Origin of the sequence: Mangrovicoccus sp. HB161399 (assembly GCF_013184745.1) — a bacterium.
Classification (GTDB): domain Bacteria; phylum Pseudomonadota; class Alphaproteobacteria; order Rhodobacterales; family Rhodobacteraceae; genus Mangrovicoccus.
The window spans coordinates 121,512-139,016 of the sequence record NZ_JAATVU010000002.1 but is presented as its reverse complement, the minus strand read 5'-3'; the positions used below and the strand labels follow the sequence as shown (position 1 = coordinate 139,016).

Sequence of the window (17,505 nt, the reverse complement as noted above, 5' to 3'; positions counted from 1 at the left end):
GCCGCGCGCCGGCGGTTTGCCAAGCCGCGAAAGCCCTGCTAACCGGGACGCCATTGCCTTCGGGAGCCAGACGATGAACCGCCGTACCGCCCTTGCCCTGACCGCGAGCCTCGCCCTGACAGCCTGCACCACGGACATCTCTCCGGATGTTGCTGGGCGGCCGCTGGGCGATTTCAGCCTGCAGCACTTGGTGGTCGTGGTCGACGACCCGCAGAAGGGCCCGATGTCGCGCAGCACCGACGACGCCTCGATCGAGACGGCGGTGACCCAGGCGGTCGATGCGCGCTTCCGCCGCTTCGAGGGCAGCGGCAAGTACTCCATCGCCATCAAGGTCGTGGCCTACGCGCTGGCCGCGCCGGGCATCCCGGTGATCCTGGCGCCGCGCTCGCTGCTGGCGATGAATGTCGGCATCTACGACAGCGGCCAGAAGCGGATCAGCGGCGACTGGAAGCAGCTCGTCGTCTGGGAGGATGCCGGCGGCGACCAGATCCTCGGCACCGGCTACACCCAGGGGGCCGAAGAGCAGCTGGCCGAACTTGCCGACAATGCCGCCGTCGAGATCGAGAAATGGATGCGCGAGAACGAGGGCTGGTTCGCCCCCTCCGTGCCTGCCGGGGACGCCGAACCCGCCAGCTGACCGCCGCCGCCCGCGGATTTCCGCCCGTTGCGCGCGTGCCGCAGCGCGGAAACGGTGCCGGGGCGCCGCAAACAGGGTCCTGGCGCGTTCGGAAGGCTTGACTCTCCTGCACGGGTTCCGTACCCGGCTGCCGTTGATGACCAAGGGCGGGCGGACCGCCCCCAGAAAAGGCGCCCGAAGACATGGCAAAGGCAAAGTTTGAGCGTAACAAGCCGCACGTGAACATCGGCACGATCGGTCACGTTGACCACGGCAAGACGACGCTGACCGCAGCAATCACGAAGTACTTCGGCGAATTCCGCGCCTACGACCAGATCGACGGCGCGCCGGAAGAGAAGGCCCGCGGCATCACCATCTCCACCGCGCACGTGGAATACGAGACCGAGGCGCGCCACTACGCCCACGTCGACTGCCCCGGCCACGCCGACTACGTCAAGAACATGATCACCGGTGCCGCCCAGATGGACGGCGCGATCCTGGTCGTGAACGCCGCCGACGGCCCGATGCCGCAGACCCGCGAGCACATCCTGCTGGCGCGCCAGGTCGGCGTCCCGGCGCTGGTCGTGTTCCTCAACAAGGTCGACCAGGTCGATGACGAGGAGCTGCTCGAGCTCGTCGAGATGGAAGTCCGCGAACTGCTGTCCTCCTACGACTTCCCCGGCGACGACATCCCGATCATCGCGGGTTCGGCGCTGGCCGCGATGGAAGGCCGCGACAACGCGATCGGCGAGGACAAGATCCGCGAGCTGATGGCTGCCGTCGACGAGTACATCCCGACCCCGGACCGTCCGATCGACCAGCCGTTCCTGATGCCGATCGAGGACGTGTTCTCGATCTCCGGCCGCGGCACCGTCGTGACCGGCCGCGTCGAGCGCGGTGTCATCAATGTCGGCGACGAAATCGAGATCGTCGGCATCCGCGACACCAAGAAGACGACCTGCACCGGCGTCGAGATGTTCCGCAAGCTGCTGGACCGCGGCGAAGCCGGCGACAACATCGGCGCGCTGCTGCGCGGCGTCGACCGTGAAGGCGTCGAGCGCGGCCAGGTTCTCTGCAAGCCGGGCTCCGTGACCCCGCACACGAAGTTCGAGGCCGAGGCCTACATCCTGACCAAGGAAGAGGGCGGCCGCCACACGCCGTTCTTCGCGAACTACCGTCCGCAGTTCTACTTCCGGACCACCGACGTGACCGGGACCGTGACGCTGCCGGAAGGCACCGAGATGGTGATGCCGGGCGACAACCTGAAGTTCACGGTCGAGCTGATCGCTCCGATCGCGATGGAAGAGAAGCTGCGCTTCGCCATCCGCGAAGGCGGCCGCACCGTTGGCGCAGGCGTCGTCTCCAAGATCATCGAGTAATCGGCGATCGCCGCCGCTCCGGACGGAGCGGACAGGCTTCCGAAAGGCCCCGGTTCTGCCGGGGCCTTTTGCGTTTCCGGCGGCCACCGCCCGAGGTTAGGGACAATTCAAGGCAAATTTCCGCCTGCAGGCTGCGGCGGAGAGGAATATCTTAGGAAAATTCGCGTCAAACCTTGGGGGCTCATTCCAGGGAGGCGCGAATGGCACAGGCCCGCTACCTGTCGGTTTTCCGGTACCCCGTCGCCGCGGATCTGCCGGTCAACATAATCCGCATGGACGCGGATCTCTTCGGCTATGCCGACGGCACGCGGCAGGTCCTGATCGAAGGCAGCTTCAGCTACCAGTATTTCCCGGGCTACGTGCTGCCGATCGGCACCGCGTCCCGCTTCACCGTCAGCGAGAACGGCACCGACATTTATTCGGTGACCGGCACCTTCATCGATGCCTTCGCCTTCGGCTACAAGCCGGTCCGCGACCATGGCGGGCTGGGCATGCTGCAGGTGCTGGAGGAATACCTGTTCCGCGAGGCCGACGAGATGTTCGGCACCGACCTGGCGGATTCGCTGCAGGGCTTCGGCGGGGACGACGCCATCTTCGCCGGGCTCGGCAACGACACTGTGCTGGGCGGCATCGGCCAGGACACGCTGTTCGGCGGCGAGGGATCGGACCGGATCGACGGCGGCCGCGGCGACGACCTGCTGCAGGGCGAGAAGGGGATGGACACGCTGCTGGGCGGACCGGGCCGGGACACGATCATCGGCGGGCTCGGCGCCGACTGGATCGAGGGCGGCGAGGATGACGACGACATCGAGGGCGCGGAAGGTGCGGACAGCATCCAGGGCGGCGACGGCAACGACCGGATCATGGGCGGCTTCCGCTCCGACGTGATCAGCGGCGGGGCGGGCGACGACCACATCCTCGGCGGGCTCGGCTCCGACTGGCTGTCGGGCGATGACGGCGACGATTTCCTGTTCGGCTTCAACGGCCGGGACACGCTCCAGGGCGGCGACGGCAACGACACGCTGATGGGCAGCGCCGGCAGCGACACGCTTTCCGGAGGGGCGGGCGACGACGAGATCGTGGCCGGCATGGGCCAGGACAATGTCTGGGGCGGCGACGGCAACGACCGCATCTTCGGCCGCCTCGGCAACGACACGCTGCGCGGCGACGCGGGCGACGACCGGATCTTCGGCGGCGCCAGCGACGACCTGATCCTCGCGGATGCCGGCAATGACGTGATCCGCGGCGGGGAGGGCATCGACACCTACAGCTTCCAGGCGGCGCGCGACGGCGTCTCCTTCTCGCTCGGCGTGACCGGCGCGCAGGCCACCGGCATCTACGGACGGGACGCGGTCTACGAGGTGGAGAACCTGACCGGCGGTTCCGGCGACGACACGCTCTCGGGCGACGGCTTCGCCAATGTGGTCGATGGCGGCGGCGGCGACGACCGGATTTCCGGCGGCGGCGGCGATGACAGCCTGATCGCCGGCCATGGCGACGACACTCTGGACGGCGGCGACGGCAACGACACGCTGCGCGCGGTCAGCGGCTTCGGCAACGACATGCTGCGCGGGGGGGACGGCAACGACCTGCTGATCTCGGCCGAGATGGGCTATGTCGCCTATTTCGACGGCCATGACCAATTGCTGGGCGAGGCGGGGGACGACACGATCTGCGGCGGCTACAACGCGCGGATCACCGGCGGCACGGGGGCGGATGTCTTCGTCTTCTCCATCCCGGTCACCCGCGACGGGCTCATGACCATCACCGATTTCGAAACCGGCACGGACCTACTCGATCTCAGCCAGCTGCCCGAGGGGGCCGTCGTTTCCCTCGACGGCGGCACGGGCGCCGAGATCGCCTACAACGGCTACGTGGTGGAGATCGACACCCGCATGGCGCTGTCGGAAACCGACGTGATCTTCGCGGCCTGAGCGGGGCGGCCCGCGCTCAATGCGCAGGGGCCGCCGCCCGGTCCTTCGGCTTCTGCAGCATCAGTGTCATTGCGGCGAGGCCGAGGAACAGGAAGGTGAACAGCGCGAAGACGTCGATGAAGGACATCACGCTGGCCTGCTCCACCACGATCCCCCGCATCTGGCTGAGCGCCGCGGTGGAGGCGTCCAGCCCGTGCGCCGCGTTGTTCGCCGCCATCGACTGCAGCTGCGACAGCGCCTCGGGATTGGTCCAGGTGACATGCTCCGACAGCCGCTCGTAATGGAAGGCCCTGCGGTGGCTCAGCACGGTGTTGATGATCGCCAGCCCCACCGCGCCGCCGAGGTTGCGCGTCAGGTTGAACAGGCCCGAGGCGCTCTTCAGCTTGTCGGGGGACAGCGTGCCGAGCGCGAGGTTGTTGATCGGCACCATGCAGAGCATCAGCGACACGCCGCGCAGGATCTGCGGCAGCAGCAGCTCATTGAAGTCCCACTCGACGGTCATTCCGGTCAGCAGGTGCGAGCTGAGCGCGAAGCCGGCGAAGCCGATGCCCATCATCACCCGCGGGTCCAGCTTCGAGGACAGGATCCCCGCCAGCGGCGCGGTGAAGAACATCGCTGCCCCCGAGACGAAGACCGCCTCGCCGATCATCAGGCTGTCATAGCCGCGGATCTGCGCCAGGTAGAGCGGGTAGAGATAGGTCATTCCGTAGAGCCCGGTGCCCATCACGAACGAGAAGAGCGAGCCCATGGCGAAGTTGCGGTCGCCGAAGGCCGAGAGGTCCACGACCGGCACCTCGCGGGTCAGCGCGCGCCAGAAGAACAGCACGCCGCCGGCGCACATCACCACCACGGCCAGGGCGACGATCTCGTCCTGCATCCAGTCATTGGCCGGCCCTTCCTCCAGCGCGAATTCCATCGCGCCGAGGAAGGCCGCCATTGCCGCCAGCCCGGTCCAGTCGAAGCGGCGGAAGAGCTTCCAGTCGGGCTCGTCGAAATCCACCAGCAGGAAGGTCGCGATCGCCACGCAGATGCCGGGGATCACGTTGATCAGGAACAGCCAGTGCCAGGAGAAGGCATCGGAAAGATAGCCGCCGACGGTCGGGCCGATGGTCGGCGCCAGCGTCGCGATGAGGCCGATCAGCGGCGAGGTGATCGACCGCTTCGAGGGCGGGAAGATCGAGAAGGCCGCGGCGAAGACCGAGGGGATCATGCCGCCGCCGATGAAGCCCTGGGCCGCGCGGTAGACGATCATCTGGTCGATATTCGTGGCGGTCGCGCAGAGGAAGCTTGTCGCCGCGAAGCCGAGCGCCGAGACGGTGAACAGGATCCGCGTCGACATCACCCGCCCCAGGAAGCCCGAGAGCGGGATCATGATCACCTCGGCGATCAGGTAGGAGGTCTGGACCCAGCTGATCTCGTCGGCGGAGGCGCCGAGCCCGGCCTGGATTTCGGACAGGGAGGCGGCCACGATCTGGATGTCGAGGATCGCCATGAACATGCCGAAGATCATCGCCACGAAAGCGAAGATTCGGCGCGGCGGGATATGCTCCTCGGGGACGGCCATGGCGGTCAGCTGCCCGACGTTCCGCCGGTGCGGGTATCGACCGAGACGATGGTGGACAGCCCGGCGCGCAGGCGTCCGTCGGCCAGCGTGTCCGCCGGGAGCGCGATGCGCACGGGCACGCGCTGCACCACCTTGGTGAAGTTGCCGGTCGCGTTCTCCGCAGGCAGCAGCGAGAACAGCGCGCCGGTTGCCGGGGCAAGCGACTCCACGCGGCCCTCGACCTCGACGCCCGGCAGCATGTCGAAGGTCAGATGCGCGACGGCGCCTGCGCGGACCTCGCCCAGCTGGGTTTCCTTGAAATTCGCCTCGACATAGAGTGCGCCGGAGGGGACCACGGCGGCCAGCAGCGTGCCGGGGCTGACCAGTTCGCCGTTTTCGGCCGCGATGTTCGCCACCACGCCGTCATAGGGCGCGCGCAGCACGGTGCGGTCGAGATTGCGCTGCGCCTGGTCGACGGCCAGTTCGAGCGAGCGGCTCTGCGCCTGCGCTTCGGCCAGCTGCGCCTCCAGCACGGAGACATTGGCCTCGGCGGAGCGGACAGAGGCATCGGCATTGGCCTGCTGGGCCTGGGCCTCTTCCAGCGCGGCCACCGCGTCGTCGAGCGAGGCCTTGCTGGCGAAGCTCGAGGAATTGAGGTTCTTGACCCGGTCGGCGGTCGATTGCGCGTTCTTCAGCGCCGCCGCGGCCGAACGCTGGGTGGCCTCGGCCTGGGTCACGGAGGCCTTTGCCGCCTCGATCTGCGCGCGGATCCGCGCCATGGTCTGCTGCTGCGTCGCAACCTCGGCCTTGGCCTTGTCCAGCGCGATGCGGTAGTCGCCCTGGTCGATGCGGAACAGCACCTGGCCGGCCTTCACCGGCTGGTTGTCGGTGATGGCGACTTCGGTGACCGTGCCGGTGACCTCGGGCGAGATCTCGGAGATGTCGGCCTGCAGATAGGCGTCGTCGGTGGTTTCCATGAAGCGGCCGTCGGTCCACCAGCCATAGCCTTCGCGGCCGCCGAAGCCGAGCGCGGCCAGCAGCACGAGGCCGAGGACGATCTTGCGCACCGGCCGGCGGCGCGGCTTCGGCTCTTCCGCCGCGCCGTTCCGCACCGGTTCCGCCGCGCGGTCCTGGCTCTGGCCGGAGCCGTCATCGGAAGTGTCGAATGCCATGCCTCATGATCCTTGTCAGAGAATCGAACCGAACGGTTCGGTATTGGTGGTTGACATGGGGGAAAGCTCCGGGCAGATCAACACAAAATCGAACCAACCGGTTCGAAATCTCTCGCAGAGGTGAACAAGATGTCAAATCCTGCCGTTCCCGTGGCCCCGCGCCGCCGCGGAAAGGCCGCGGCCGGACAGGACCCGGCCAAGCGCGCGCAGATCCTCGACGGCGCTCGCACGGTCTTTGCCCAGCTCGGCTTCGACGCGGCCTCGATGAACGACATCACGCGCGAGGCGGGGGTCTCGAAGAGCACGATCTACGTCTATTTCTCCTCCAAGGAGGAGCTGTTCGAGGCGCTGATCTCCGAGGCCAGGGAGCGCATCTTCGCCGAGATCCTCGCGGAACTGGACCGGCCCGGCCCGATTGCGGAGGTGCTGCACGCATACGGGCAGCATTTGGCGCAGGTGCTGTGTTCCGAGCCGGTGATCGCGGCGCACCGCACGGTGATCGGCGTGACCGAGCGCAAGCCGGATCTCGGCCGCCGCTTCTACGATGCCGGCGGGCGGCGCGGGATGGAGGCGCTGCGCGGCTACCTGCGGACGCAGATCGCCGCGGGAGAGCTGGAGATTCCCGATCCCGAACTGGCCGCCTACCAGTTCGTGGAGCTCTGCCTTGCCGGGCTGTTCCGCCGCCGCGTGATGGCGCATCTCGACCGCGAGCCGACGGAGGCGGAACTGTCGCGCACCGTTGGGTCTGCCGTGACGATGTTTCTCGCCTGCTACGGCACCGGCTCGGGGGCGCGCTCCAGCGGGGTCTGAGCCGCCAGATCCGCCAGCATCGCGGCCAGCAGCCGGTATTCCGCATCGCGCGGGCTGGACCTGCGCCAGGCCAGCGCCACGGTGCGGGTCCGCTGCGGGCCGGCGAAGGTGCGCACCGCGACCCGGTCATGCTGGGCCTCGCTGCGTGCCGCCATTTCCGGGATCAGCGTGACGCCCAGCCCGTGCGCCACCATCTGCACCAGCGTCGAGAGGCTGGAGGCGGCGAGCGTGTCCACCTCGTCCGCCACGGTCAGCCCGCAGGCCGCCAGCGCATGGTCGCGGAAGCAGTGGCCCTCTTCCAGCAGCAGCAGCGGGTGCTGCGCCAGAACCTCCTCGTCGGGCTGGCTGGCAGGCGTGCCCGGCGGGGCGATCAGCATGAAACGCTCGGAGAAGACCGGGTGGGTCTCGATCTCGGGATGGACCAGCGGCAGCGCCGCGATCACAAGGTCGAGCGTGCCCTGCGCCAGTTCCGACAGCAGCGTGTGGGTCACCGTCTCGCGCACCTTCAGCTCCGATCCGGGATGGCGGCGGATGATCTCCTTCAGCAGCCCGGGCAGCAGGTAGGGCGCCACGGTCGGGATCACGCCCAGCCGCAGCGGCCCGGCCAGCCCGCCTGCATGCATCCCGGCCGCCTCGACCAGGTCGCGCACCGACTGTCCGATATCGCCTGCGCGCCGCGCGACCTCCTGTCCGGCGGCGGTCAGCGTCACGCCGCGCGGCCGCCGCTCCACCAGCGCGACGCCGAGCTGCGATTCCAGCTCGGCCACCTGCATCGACAGGGCCGGCTGGGTGACATGGCACAGCGCCGCCGCCCGTCCGAAATGGCCGGTCCGGGCGAGGGCTTCGAAATAGGCCAGCTGTTTCAAGGTTACGTGAGCCATCAGTTGATCTTATCGGAGGGAACCGTATGCGCAATCCGCTCTTTGACTCGGGGTACGCGTTACCCATTAAGACCGACGGAGGAAGTCCATGAGCAAGCGTCTCACGACCACCGCAGGCGCCCCGGTGCCCACGAACGAGAACAGCCTGACCGCGGGCAAGCGCGGCCCGGTGCTGATGCAGGACTACCAGCTGCTCGAGAAACTGGCACACCAGAACCGCGAGCGCATCCCCGAGCGCACCGTCCATGCCAAGGGCTGGGGCGCGTTCGGCGCGCTGACCATCACCAAGGACATCTCGCAGTATTCCTGCGCCAAGATCTTCTCGGAGGTCGGCAAGCGCACCGAGGTGCTGGCGCGCTGGTCGACCGTGGCAGGCGAGGCGGGCGCGGCGGATGCGGAACGCGACGTCCGCGGCTTCTCGCTGAAATTCTATACCGAGGACGGCAACTGGGACATGGTGGGCAACAACACGCCGGTGTTCTTCGTCCGCGACGCCTACAAGTTCCCGGATTTCATCCACACGCAGAAGCGCCACCCGGTCACCAACATGCGCAGCCCCGAGGCGATGTTCGACTTCTGGGCCGGCCAGCCGGAATCCGTGCATCAGGTCACCATCCTGATGTCGGACCGCGGCATCCCGAAGAACCCGTCGCACATGAACGGCTATGGCTCGCACACCTATTCGATGTGGAACGCCAAGGGCGAACGCTTCTGGGTGAAGTTCCACTTCAAGACGCAGCAGGGCCATGACTTCCACACCTCGGAAGAGGCGGAAAAGCTGATCGGCAAGACCCGCGAGTCCTACCAGGAGGACCTCTACAACATGCTGGAGGAAGGGCGTTTCCCGAAATGGACCTTCTGCATCCAGGTGATGAGCGAGGAAGACGCGGCGAAGCAGAGCTTCAACCCGTTCGACCTGACCAAGGTCTGGCCGCATGCGGATTTCCCGCTGATCGAGGTCGGCGAGCTGGAGATCAACCGCAACCCCGAAAACTACTTCATGTATGTCGAGAATGCCGCCTTCTCGCCGTCGAACGTGGTGCCGGGCATCGGCTTCAGCCCGGACAAGATGCTGCAGGCGCGGGTATTCTCCTATGCCGACGCCCACCGCTACCGGCTGGGGACGCATTACGAGGCGCTTCCGGCCAACTTCCCCAAGGCGGCTCCGGCGACGCACAACTACCACAAGGACGGCGGGATGCGGTTCTTCCCGCCGAATTCCGGCCATCCGGACGCCTATTACGAGCCGAACCAGTACGAGGAAGCAGCCCGCGCCGACGGCACTGTGGCCGAACCGCCGCTGAAGATCGACGGCGACGCGGCGCGCTATGACCAGGCCGATCCGGATGCGGATTACGTGCAGGTCCGCGCGCTGGTGATGGATGTCATGACCGACGAGGAGCGCGGCCGGCTCTACCGGAACATGGGCGGTGCGATGGCGCCCTGCTCCGACAGCGTGAAGGAGCGCTGGTTCGAGGTGCTGCGCCGCGTCCATCCCGACTACGAGGCGGGCGTGCGCAAGGTCGTGGCTTCCGGTCCCGGCGACACCAATTCGCTGCCGGTGACCGAAGACACCCCGCTTGGCGTCAACGAGCCAGCGGAATAGGATCGCGCCGGAACGGCGGCCTGGAGGGGTCCGCTCCGGCGGGGCCCTTCGTCCGTCAGGAGATCAGCCAGGGCTCCGGCTGCTGGGCATAGGGCAGGTAGAGCGGATGCTTGGGATGCCCGGCCTTCGACAGGCCCAGATGGTAGGGCGTGACGCCGGTGGCGCGGATCAGGCGTTCGACCGCCGGGCCGCGGTCGAGGAAGGCGCCATGGGTGCCCCAGGCGCAGACCACGCGGTCGGCCCAGCCGCAGGCCTCGGCAATCGCCGCATCGTTTTCCGGCCCGACCGGTTCCGGCGCGGCGCGCATCGCCTTCGGGTCGGTGTCGCGCCAGGCGAAGATGTTGGTCACCCGGAACGCGCCGTAGCCCAGCGTCCGCGCCCGCCGCTCGCAGCGTTCGACCGTCGGGTCGTTCTGCACCTCGGTGGCGGTCGAGGGGTTGAGCATGACGAAGGTCACCTTCTGTCCCGCCGGGTCCCAGACGCGGGTCAGCGTGTAGCGGTAGAGCTCGCAGGGCGAATAGACGGCGATGGAGGCGGCATCGCCCTTCTGGTGGGTGCGGGTGATCATGCAGCGGATGTGCGGGATTGGCGGGCCGGGCGCAAGCCCGGCTTCATCCTTCGGCAAGGGATCGCGGTTAAGGATGTGGCGGAAAGGAGCCTGCGATGCGACCGGGACAGCTGATTGCCTACGGACTGGGCCATGTCTTTCTGGCGGCACTGTCGGCGGGCGTGGCCGCCTTCGTGACCGTCATGCTGCTTTCGGGTGCCGGGGCCCCGCTGCGCGCGGCGATCGGGCTTCCGGCCGCGGAGTTCGCGGCGCTGCCCTGCCGGAGTCCGGCCCCGCAGCAGGACTTGGCGGCGTCCCGGGCGCAGCCGCCCCCGGACGGGGGCGGGCGCCAGGTGACGTTCACGCGGCCGAAACCTCTCGATCTCAGCCCGCGGGAGCCGTTCATTCGGACAGATTGAACACCCGGCTGGGATGCAGCATCCCGGCCTTGTAGATGCCGACCGCGACCGGGCGGCCCTGATGCACGGCCCAGGCTTCCTCGCCGAACTCGGCCTCCGAGGACAGGACCTCGCCCGGATTGCCGTTCATCAGCCGGGTCGCGCCATGGGCGGAGACCACCACCTTCGGCAGGTCGGTCAGCCCGGCCTCCAGCGGCAGCAGCAGCCGGTCGAGTGCCGGATCCTTCGCCCCGGCCTCGATATCGGCCAAGCTCACCCCGTCCTCGTCGGCCTCGAACGGACCGGACCAGACGCGGCGCAGCCAGTCGACATGCGCCTTGCAGCCCAGCGTCTCTCCCAGGTCGCGCGCGATGGCACGGACATATCCGCCCTTGCCGCAGACCATCTCCAGCTCGACATGGTCGTCATCGGGGCGGGAGACCAGCTCCAGGCTCTCGACGAAGAGCGGCCGCGCCGAAAGCTGCGGATCGTCGCCCTCGCGCGCCAGCGCATAGGCGCGCTCGCCGTCGATCTTCACCGCCGAGAATTTCGGCGGCACCTGCATGATGTCGCCGGTGAAGCCGGGCAGGGCCGCGGCGATCTCCTCGGTGGAGGGGCGCTGCGCCGACTCGGCGATCACTTCGCCCTCGGCATCGTCGGTATTCGTCGCCTGGCCGAGCCGCACCATGAAGCGGTAGCATTTCAGCGCGTCGGTGATGAACGGAACGGTCTTGGTCGCTTCGCCGAGCGCGATTGCCAGGACGCCTGTTGCCGCAGGATCCAGCGTTCCGGCATGGCCGGCCTTCTTCGCGTCGAAGGCCCAGCGGACCTTGTTCACCACCGCGGTCGAGGTCAGACCGGCGGGCTTGTCCACGACCAGCCAGCCGTGAACCTCGCGCCCCTTGCGCTTGCGTCCCATGTCAGTCGTCCTGATCGAAGTCGTCGTCTTCGGCGCCGTCATCGAGGTCGCGGCGCACGTTGTCCTGCGAGAACAGGCGGCGTGTCTCGTCCATCCGGTCGAAGGTCTCGTCGATGCGGAACCGCAGCTCGGGCGAGAATTTCAGCTTCACCGCCTTGCCGACCGCACGCCGCAGCTCGCTGCGGTTGCGGTTCAGTGCCTCGATCGCCGCCTCGGCGCCCTGTCCGCCAAGCGGCATGACATAGGCCGTTGCGACCTTCAGGTCGGGAGAGGACCGGACTTCGCCCACGGTGATCGACATCCGGTTGAGGTCCGGATCGTGGATCTCGCCGCGGCTCAGCACCTCGGACAGGGTCCGGCGGATGAGCTCGCCCACGCGCAGCTGGCGCTGCGAAGGGCCGGAGAAGGTGTCGTGATGCTTGTGGCGTGCCATGGCCGGCATGTAAGGCATCGCAGGGGCGCCCGCAACAGGACTCTGGAAGGAATGTCGCAGGGCGCCGGATGAAGAGGCGAAGGAAGAGGCGATGACGGAGCTGCCGGGAATTGTGATCACAGGCGCCGCGGGGCGGATGGGCCGGATGCTGGTGCAGGCCGTGGCCGAGAGCGGCAGGGCCCGGCTGGCCGGTGCCGTCGTGCGGCCGGGGCATGCGTGGGTCGGCCAGGATGTCGGCACGGCGATGGGCGGTCCGGCGCTCGGCGTCACGGTCTCCGACGAATTGCTGGCGCCGATGGCGCAGGCGCAGGCGGTGATCGACTTCACCACGCCGGAGCTGAGCACCGAGGTCGCGGCAGTCGCGGCGCAGGCGCGGGCGGTCCATGTGATCGGCACCACCGGCTTCGAGCCGGGCGACCTGGCGAAGATCGCCGCGGCAGCGCGCCATGCGGTCGTGGTGCGGGCGGGCAACATGAGCCTGGGCGTCAACCTTCTGGTCGGGCTGACCCGCCGGGTGGCCGCGGTGCTGGGCACCGACTGGGACATCGACGTGGTCGAGGCGCATCACCGCCACAAGGTCGACGCGCCGTCGGGCACCGCGCTGATGCTGGGCGAAGCGGCGGCCGAGGGGCGCGGCAAGTCCCTGGAAGAGCTTCAGGACATGACGCGCCTGCAGCGCCGCGGCGCGCGGGAAGAAGGCTCGATCGGCTTCTCGGCGATCCGCGGCGGCGACGTGGTGGGCGAGCACGACGTGATCTTCGCCAGCCCGGGCGAGCGCATCGTGCTGCGCCATCTGGCGACAGACCGGGGCATCTTCGCCCGCGGCGCGGTTGCGGCGGCACTGTGGGGCCAGGACAAGGGGCCCGGCGAGTACGACATGATGGACGTGCTCGGGCTGGAGTGATCCGGACGGCCTCCGCCTGCGTATCCCGAAAGGAAACAGGCGGAGGAACCCATGGCACGGGCATTTGCAGCCGTCCTCCTGGCCCTGCTCGCGGCGTCTCCGGCGCGGGCGGAGTTCCGGGTGGTCCAGAAGGAATCCGAGTTCAGGTCGCTGGTCAGCGGCCGGGAGCTGACCCGGCTGGGGGTCAGCCTGACGGTCACCCAGGGCGGCGCCATCGCGGGCCGCGCCTTCGGCCGCGACGTGACGGGACAGTGGCGCTGGCAGGACGGCTATTTCTGCCGCGATCTCGCCTGGGGGGCGCGCAGCTTTCCGCACAATTGCCAGCAGGTCGCGATCGACGGCGACCGGCTGCGCTTCGCCTCCGACCGGGGGACCGGCGAGGCGGCGGTGCTGAACCTGCGCTGAGCCGCGCCCGGCGGAAGATCGGTAAAATTGTCCTCAACTCGGCCGCAATTCCCGAGGTTCCCTGCGGGACGGATCAGCCCGTGTTAAGGTCTGCCGCCTAGCCTTCCACAGCGCGCAACTGCGAGGTGGAACATGAAGCTGGAATCTACGGAACAACCCTTCGGCCTGCTGGTCACGGTCGGCGACTCGCGGATCGACGCCTCCGTGGCGATCCAGTTCAAGGACAGAATGCGGGAACTGACGGCCGGCACGTCGGGCCGGATCCTGCTCGACCTGTCGAAGGTCGATTTCGTCGACAGCAGCGGGCTGGGCGCCATCGTCGCCGCGCTGAAGCAGCTGGAGGCGGATCAGACGCTGGAACTCGTGGCGCTGTCGCCAACCGTGTCCAAGGTGTTCCGGCTGACCCGGATGGACAAGGTCTTTCCGATCCACGAGACGCTGCAACAGGCGAGCGGATCCTGCGCGGATGCCTCCTGACGCGGCGGATTGCGTCGAGGTGGATGGCGATGCGGAGGGGGCCGCGCCCCATTTCCGGATGGCCTTCCCGGCGGGGAGCGAAGCGGTCCGGCAGGCCCTGCTCCGGCTGCGCGGGGAATTGCCCCGGCTGGGACTCGCCGAGCCGGAGATCGGAACGGCGGAGATCGTGCTGGCCGAACTGCTGAACAACATCGTCGAACATGCCTATGATCCCGGGGCCGAAGGCGGGATCGAGCTGGAATGCGAGAGGCGGAAGACGCGCCTCGTCTGCACGATCAGCGACGGCGGCGGACCGATGCCGGGCGACCGGCTGCCCGAGAAGGGACTTGCCGCGACGGACGTCGCGCGACAGGATCTCCCCGAGGGCGGCTTCGGCTGGTTCCTGATCCGCGAGCTGGTGGAAGAGCTGAGCTATGCCCGCCAGGACGGGAAGAACATCGTCCGGTTCGGCCTGGGACTGGGCCGGCCCGCATCCGAAGCGTGATCCCGCGGGGGACCGCCCCCCAGGGAGTTGGTGGAGACTGTGTCCGTGAGAAACTTTCACTTGCCGGGGCGTTCGCCCGTCCTTGCCGCGAACGGCATGTGCGCCACCTCGCATCCCCTTGCATCGAAGACGGCGGTCTCCATTCTCGAAGCCGGCGGCAATGCCGTCGACGCGGCGGTCGCGGCGGCGGCGGTTCTGGGCATTGCCGAGCCGCAGATGACGGGGCTGGGCGGTGACTGCTTCGCGCTGGTCAAGCTGCCCGGCAGCGACGAGGTCATCGCGCTGAACGGGTCGGGCCGGGCGCCTGCCGGGCTATCGGCGGAGGCGCTGCGCGCGGCCGGGCACGATGCGATGCCGCGGCACGATGCCGTCTCGGTCACGGTTCCGGGGGCGGTCGACGCCTTCTGCCACATGCACGAAAGCTGGGGAAAAATGGAACTCGGCGCCGTCCTCGCCCCGGCCGTGCGCTATGCCGAGGAGGGCATTCCGGTCGCGCCGCGGGTGGCCCTTGACTGGCGCGAGGATCACGGCGTGCTCGGCGAAACGGCGAGGGGGTTCTACCTGCCCGGCGGCAAGCCGCCGCTGCAGGGCCAGATCTTCCGCGCGCCGCGCCAGGCCGAGGTGCTCCGGCGCATCGCGGCCGAGGGCCGGGCCGGGTTCTACGAAGGCGAGGTGGCCGACGACATGGTCGCGGCGCTGCGCGCTGCGGGCGGACCGCATACGCTGGAGGATTTCGCGGCCACGCGCTGCAGCCGCGGCGTCCCGATTTCGGGCCGCTACTGGGATGTCGAGCTGCTGGAGCATGCGCCGAACGGGCAGGGCGCGACGGCGATCCTGATGACCAACATCCTCAACAAGTTCGACCTGGCGGAGAACGACCCGCTCGACCCCTGGCGGGCGCATCTGGAAATCGAGGCGGCCAAGCTGGCCTATGACGCGCGCGACCGGTTCCTTGCCGATCCGGACCATGTCCGGCGGCTGGACCACATGCTTTCCGGGGAGACCGCCGGCAAGCTGGCGGCGCTGATCGACGAATACAATGCGAAGCCGATGGCGCTGGCGCAGGCCGGGGAAATCCACCGCGAGACGGTCTATCTCTGCGTGGTCGACCGCAACCTGATGGCGGTCTCGCTGATCGTCTCGATCTTCCACAGCTTCGGCTCCGGCATCGCCTCGCCGGAATTCGGCATCCTGTTCCAAAACCGCGGCGCGGGATTCAGCCTGCAGCCCGGCCATCCCAACGAGGCGGCCGGCGGCAAGCGGCCGATGCACACGATCATTCCGGCGATGCTGCGCGAGGGCGGCAAGGTCAGCACGGTCTTCGGCGTGATGGGCGGGGCCTACCAGCCGACCGGCCATGTCCGCTTCCTTACCAACCTGGTGGATTTCGGCATGCCGCTGCAGGCCGCGATCGACTCGCCGCGCTGCTTCTGGGAGAATGGCACCGTGATGCTGGAGGAAGGCTATTCAAAGGCGGTGGCGATGGAACTGGGCTACATGGGCCATGAAGTCGCCTTCCGCGAGCGGCCGCTCGGCGGCGCGCAGGCAATCCGCATCGACTACCGCAACGGAATTCTCGAAGGCGCCTCGGACCCGCGCAAGGACGGCTGCGCGCTCGGCTGGTAGGCGGAGCGCGCGGGGCTCAGTTCATCTGCGCGTGCAGCTCGTAGGCGCCGTCGGCGTAGTCGCCGAACATGTCGACCACGTCGGGGTGGTCGATCGGCTCGCCGCTGTGGTCCGGTTCCAGGTTCTGCTCGGAGACATAGGCCACGTAGTAGCTCTGGTCGTTCTCGGCGAGAAGGTGGTAGAAGGGCTGGTCCTTCGACGGGCGGCTGTCTTCGGGAATCGCGTCGTACCACTCCTCGGTATTCGAGAAGATGGCGTCGACATCGAAGACCACGCCGCGGAACGGGTGCTTGCGATGGCGGACAACCTGTCCCAGTCTGTACTTGGCCTGAGTTTTCAGCATGACCTTGCACCCCGTTACGACATAGAACCGGCCCGGGCGGCCGTGTTCGAGACCGCGTCATGTCATATTTTTGCCGCGGAGACCAGAGCGCGTGGAACTCTTCCTGAAAGTCCTCGAAGTCGTCACGCCGGTGATCGCCCTTGCGATCGTCGGCTTTGCCTGGGTCCGGATGGGGCTGGAATACAGCGTCCAGTTCGTCACCCGCCTGACGATGACGCTCGGCGTGCCCTGCCTGATCTTCACGGCGCTGATGAAGACCGAGATCGACCCCTCCGCGATCCGCTCGCTGACCCTTGCTTCGGTGGCGGCCTACGGTCTGCTGTCGCTGGGCTTCGCGGCGCTGCTGGCGCTCGGCAAGCTCAGCCAGCGCACCTATCTGGGGCCGCTGATCTTCGGCAATACCGGCAATCTCGGCCTGCCGCTGGCGCTCTTCGCCTTCGGGCCGACCGGGTTCGACTATGCGGTAGTGGTCTTCGCGGTGATGATCCTGTGGTCCTTCACCTTCGGGATCTGGATCGTCGCGGGCGGGGGCGGGCTCGGCAAAGTGCTGAAGGAACCGATCGTCGCTGCAACTGCGCTGGGGGCGGTGTTCCTCTGGCAGGGCTGGAAGACGCCGCCCGCGGTCACCAACACGCTGGAACTGACCGGACAGATGGCGATTCCGCTGATGCTGATCACGCTCGGGGTGGCGGTCGCGCGGCTGCGCCCCGGCGGCGTGTGGCTGGCGGTGGGGCTGTCGGCGCTGAAGATCGTCGCCTGCGCCGGGCTGGGCTGGCTGCTGGGCACGCTGTTCGGTCTCGACCCGGTGGCGCGCGCGGTCCTGGTTCTGCAGCTGTCCACGCCGATCGCGGTGACCTCCTACATGCTGGCGGAGAAATACGGCGCCGATGCCCATGCCGTGGCAGGTCTGGTCGTTGTCTCGACCACGATGTCGATCGCCGCGCTGCCGCTGCTGCTGGCGCTGGTTCTCTGAGCCGCCCCGGCGGACGGTTTTGCTTTCCCGGCGCCGGCAATCTGGGATATGCTCT

The 17,505-nt window shown here is 68.2% G+C and carries 19 protein-coding genes; 12 read left to right on the top strand and 7 right to left on the bottom strand.

From position 1 onward, the window contains the following. Positions 1 to 73: 73 nt before the first annotated feature. From HCC78_RS02020 to HCC78_RS02010, 3 genes are all read left to right on the top strand, one after another. Positions 74 to 637 (top strand): hypothetical protein, encoded by a 564-nt coding sequence (locus tag HCC78_RS02020; protein WP_172327058.1) that lies wholly within the window; start codon positions 74 to 76, stop codon positions 635 to 637. 182 nt (positions 638 to 819) lie between these two features. After that, positions 820 to 1,995: an elongation factor Tu gene (tuf, locus tag HCC78_RS02015; protein ID WP_172327057.1), complete on the top strand. Its 1,176-nt coding sequence runs from the start codon at positions 820 to 822 to the stop codon at positions 1,993 to 1,995. Between the two features lie 200 nt (positions 1,996 to 2,195). Continuing rightward, positions 2,196 to 3,929 carry a calcium-binding protein gene (locus HCC78_RS02010; RefSeq protein ID WP_172327056.1) on the top strand — a complete coding sequence of 578 codons (1,734 nt, stop codon included), beginning with the start codon at positions 2,196 to 2,198 and terminating at the stop codon, positions 3,927 to 3,929. Between the two features lie 16 nt (positions 3,930 to 3,945). Here the strand turns inward: HCC78_RS02010 and HCC78_RS02005 are convergent, their stop codons facing one another. After that, on the bottom strand, positions 3,946 to 5,493 hold the full coding sequence (locus HCC78_RS02005) for a DHA2 family efflux MFS transporter permease subunit (protein ID WP_172327055.1): 1,548 nt from the start codon (positions 5,491 to 5,493) through the stop codon (positions 3,946 to 3,948). A 5-nt stretch (positions 5,494 to 5,498) separates the two neighbouring features. Then, entirely contained in the window at positions 5,499 to 6,644 is a 1,146-nt protein-coding gene (locus HCC78_RS02000) for an HlyD family secretion protein (protein ID WP_172327054.1), read from the bottom strand. A gap of 129 nt (positions 6,645 to 6,773) precedes the next feature. Here HCC78_RS02000 and HCC78_RS01995 point away from each other — a divergent pair, with 129 nt between their 5' ends. After that, positions 6,774 to 7,454 carry a TetR/AcrR family transcriptional regulator gene (locus HCC78_RS01995; RefSeq protein ID WP_172327053.1) on the top strand — a complete coding sequence of 227 codons (681 nt, stop codon included), beginning with the start codon at positions 6,774 to 6,776 and terminating at the stop codon, positions 7,452 to 7,454. Here the strand turns inward: HCC78_RS01995 and HCC78_RS01990 are convergent. After that, positions 7,415 to 8,335 (bottom strand): hydrogen peroxide-inducible genes activator, encoded by a 921-nt coding sequence (locus HCC78_RS01990; protein WP_172327052.1) that lies wholly within the window; start codon positions 8,333 to 8,335, stop codon positions 7,415 to 7,417. The two genes, HCC78_RS01995 and HCC78_RS01990, sit on opposite strands and share 40 nt — an antisense overlap. Positions 8,336 to 8,423: 88 nt before the next feature. Here HCC78_RS01990 and HCC78_RS01985 point away from each other — a divergent pair, with 88 nt between their 5' ends. Then, positions 8,424 to 9,941 (top strand): catalase, encoded by a 1,518-nt coding sequence (locus tag HCC78_RS01985; protein ID WP_172327051.1) that lies wholly within the window; start codon positions 8,424 to 8,426, stop codon positions 9,939 to 9,941. Positions 9,942 to 9,996: 55 nt separating this feature from the next. Here HCC78_RS01985 and HCC78_RS01980 read toward each other — a convergent pair whose 3' ends face one another. After that, on the bottom strand, positions 9,997 to 10,509 hold the full coding sequence (locus HCC78_RS01980; protein WP_172327050.1) for a DUF1643 domain-containing protein: 513 nt from the start codon (positions 10,507 to 10,509) through the stop codon (positions 9,997 to 9,999). A gap of 95 nt (positions 10,510 to 10,604) precedes the next feature. Between HCC78_RS01980 and HCC78_RS01975 the strand changes: the two genes are divergently transcribed. Further along, complete coding sequence (locus HCC78_RS01975) at positions 10,605 to 10,907, top strand: hypothetical protein (protein WP_172327049.1); 303 nt, start codon at positions 10,605 to 10,607, stop codon at positions 10,905 to 10,907. On the opposite strand, the gene truB is transcribed toward HCC78_RS01975, so the two are convergent. Together truB and rbfA are read right to left on the bottom strand one after the other, a co-directional pair. After that, positions 10,891 to 11,805: a tRNA pseudouridine(55) synthase TruB gene (gene truB, locus HCC78_RS01970; RefSeq protein ID WP_172327048.1), complete on the bottom strand. Its 915-nt coding sequence runs from the start codon at positions 11,803 to 11,805 to the stop codon at positions 10,891 to 10,893. The two genes, HCC78_RS01975 and truB, sit on opposite strands and share 17 nt — an antisense overlap. 1 nt (position 11,806) lies before the next feature. After that, entirely contained in the window at positions 11,807 to 12,238 is a 432-nt protein-coding gene (gene rbfA / locus HCC78_RS01965; RefSeq protein ID WP_172327047.1) for a 30S ribosome-binding factor RbfA, read from the bottom strand. A gap of 91 nt (positions 12,239 to 12,329) precedes the next feature. On the opposite strand from rbfA, the gene dapB reads away from it, so the two are divergent. From dapB to HCC78_RS01940, 5 genes are all read left to right on the top strand, one after another. Then, a complete protein-coding gene (gene dapB / locus HCC78_RS01960) occupies positions 12,330 to 13,142 on the top strand; it encodes a 4-hydroxy-tetrahydrodipicolinate reductase (RefSeq protein ID WP_172327046.1) in 813 nt (270 codons plus the stop codon). A gap of 51 nt (positions 13,143 to 13,193) precedes the next feature. Then, positions 13,194 to 13,547 carry a dihydrodipicolinate reductase gene (locus tag HCC78_RS01955; protein WP_172327045.1) on the top strand — a complete coding sequence of 118 codons (354 nt, stop codon included), beginning with the start codon at positions 13,194 to 13,196 and terminating at the stop codon, positions 13,545 to 13,547. Between the two features lie 132 nt (positions 13,548 to 13,679). After that, a complete protein-coding gene (locus HCC78_RS01950; protein WP_172327044.1) occupies positions 13,680 to 14,024 on the top strand; it encodes an STAS domain-containing protein in 345 nt (114 codons plus the stop codon). Further along, the gene (locus tag HCC78_RS01945) at positions 14,014 to 14,508 is read left to right on the top strand and encodes an ATP-binding protein (RefSeq protein ID WP_253948995.1); all 495 of its coding nucleotides are present in this window, start codon (positions 14,014 to 14,016) and stop codon (positions 14,506 to 14,508) included. The genes HCC78_RS01950 and HCC78_RS01945 overlap by 11 nt, the downstream gene beginning before the upstream one ends. 45 nt (positions 14,509 to 14,553) lie before the next feature. Then, on the top strand, positions 14,554 to 16,134 hold the full coding sequence (locus HCC78_RS01940; protein WP_172327043.1) for a gamma-glutamyltransferase family protein: 1,581 nt from the start codon (positions 14,554 to 14,556) through the stop codon (positions 16,132 to 16,134). A gap of 16 nt (positions 16,135 to 16,150) precedes the next feature. Here the strand turns inward: HCC78_RS01940 and hspQ are convergent, their stop codons facing one another. Then, positions 16,151 to 16,477, bottom strand: a complete 327-nt coding sequence (gene hspQ, locus HCC78_RS01935) for a heat shock protein HspQ (RefSeq protein WP_172327042.1) — start codon at positions 16,475 to 16,477, stop codon at positions 16,151 to 16,153. Between the two features lie 91 nt (positions 16,478 to 16,568). Between hspQ and HCC78_RS01930 the strand changes: the two genes are divergently transcribed. Then, positions 16,569 to 17,450, top strand: a complete 882-nt coding sequence (locus tag HCC78_RS01930; protein WP_172327041.1) for an AEC family transporter — start codon at positions 16,569 to 16,571, stop codon at positions 17,448 to 17,450. Positions 17,451 to 17,505 lie beyond the last annotated feature (55 nt).

What these genes read in the sequence shown, in the direction of transcription:
- HCC78_RS02010 (WP_172327056.1), top strand. Translation starts at nt 2,196, where the DNA reads ATGGCACAGGCCCGCTACCTGTCGGTTTTCCGGTACCCCGTCGCCGCG.
- HCC78_RS01980 (WP_172327050.1), bottom strand. Translation starts at nt 10,509, where the DNA reads ATGATCACCCGCACCCACCAGAAGGGCGATGCCGCCTCCATCGCCGTC.
- HCC78_RS02005 (WP_172327055.1), bottom strand. Translation starts at nt 5,493, where the DNA reads ATGGCCGTCCCCGAGGAGCATATCCCGCCGCGCCGAATCTTCGCTTTC.
- hspQ (WP_172327042.1), bottom strand. Translation starts at nt 16,477, where the DNA reads ATGCTGAAAACTCAGGCCAAGTACAGACTGGGACAGGTTGTCCGCCAT.
- HCC78_RS02000 (WP_172327054.1), bottom strand. Translation starts at nt 6,644, where the DNA reads ATGGCATTCGACACTTCCGATGACGGCTCCGGCCAGAGCCAGGACCGC.
- rbfA (WP_172327047.1), bottom strand. Translation starts at nt 12,238, where the DNA reads ATGGCACGCCACAAGCATCACGACACCTTCTCCGGCCCTTCGCAGCGC.
- HCC78_RS01955 (WP_172327045.1), top strand. Translation starts at nt 13,194, where the DNA reads ATGGCACGGGCATTTGCAGCCGTCCTCCTGGCCCTGCTCGCGGCGTCT.
- tuf (WP_172327057.1), top strand. Translation starts at nt 820, where the DNA reads ATGGCAAAGGCAAAGTTTGAGCGTAACAAGCCGCACGTGAACATCGGC.
- HCC78_RS01985 (WP_172327051.1), top strand. Translation starts at nt 8,424, where the DNA reads ATGAGCAAGCGTCTCACGACCACCGCAGGCGCCCCGGTGCCCACGAAC.
- dapB (WP_172327046.1), top strand. Translation starts at nt 12,330, where the DNA reads ATGACGGAGCTGCCGGGAATTGTGATCACAGGCGCCGCGGGGCGGATG.
- HCC78_RS02020 (WP_172327058.1), top strand. Translation starts at nt 74, where the DNA reads ATGAACCGCCGTACCGCCCTTGCCCTGACCGCGAGCCTCGCCCTGACA.
- truB (WP_172327048.1), bottom strand. Translation starts at nt 11,805, where the DNA reads ATGGGACGCAAGCGCAAGGGGCGCGAGGTTCACGGCTGGCTGGTCGTG.
- HCC78_RS01990 (WP_172327052.1), bottom strand. Translation starts at nt 8,335, where the DNA reads ATGGCTCACGTAACCTTGAAACAGCTGGCCTATTTCGAAGCCCTCGCC.
- HCC78_RS01950 (WP_172327044.1), top strand. Translation starts at nt 13,680, where the DNA reads ATGAAGCTGGAATCTACGGAACAACCCTTCGGCCTGCTGGTCACGGTC.
- HCC78_RS01995 (WP_172327053.1), top strand. Translation starts at nt 6,774, where the DNA reads ATGTCAAATCCTGCCGTTCCCGTGGCCCCGCGCCGCCGCGGAAAGGCC.
- HCC78_RS01975 (WP_172327049.1), top strand. Translation starts at nt 10,605, where the DNA reads ATGCGACCGGGACAGCTGATTGCCTACGGACTGGGCCATGTCTTTCTG.
- HCC78_RS01945 (WP_253948995.1), top strand. Translation starts at nt 14,014, where the DNA reads ATGCCTCCTGACGCGGCGGATTGCGTCGAGGTGGATGGCGATGCGGAG.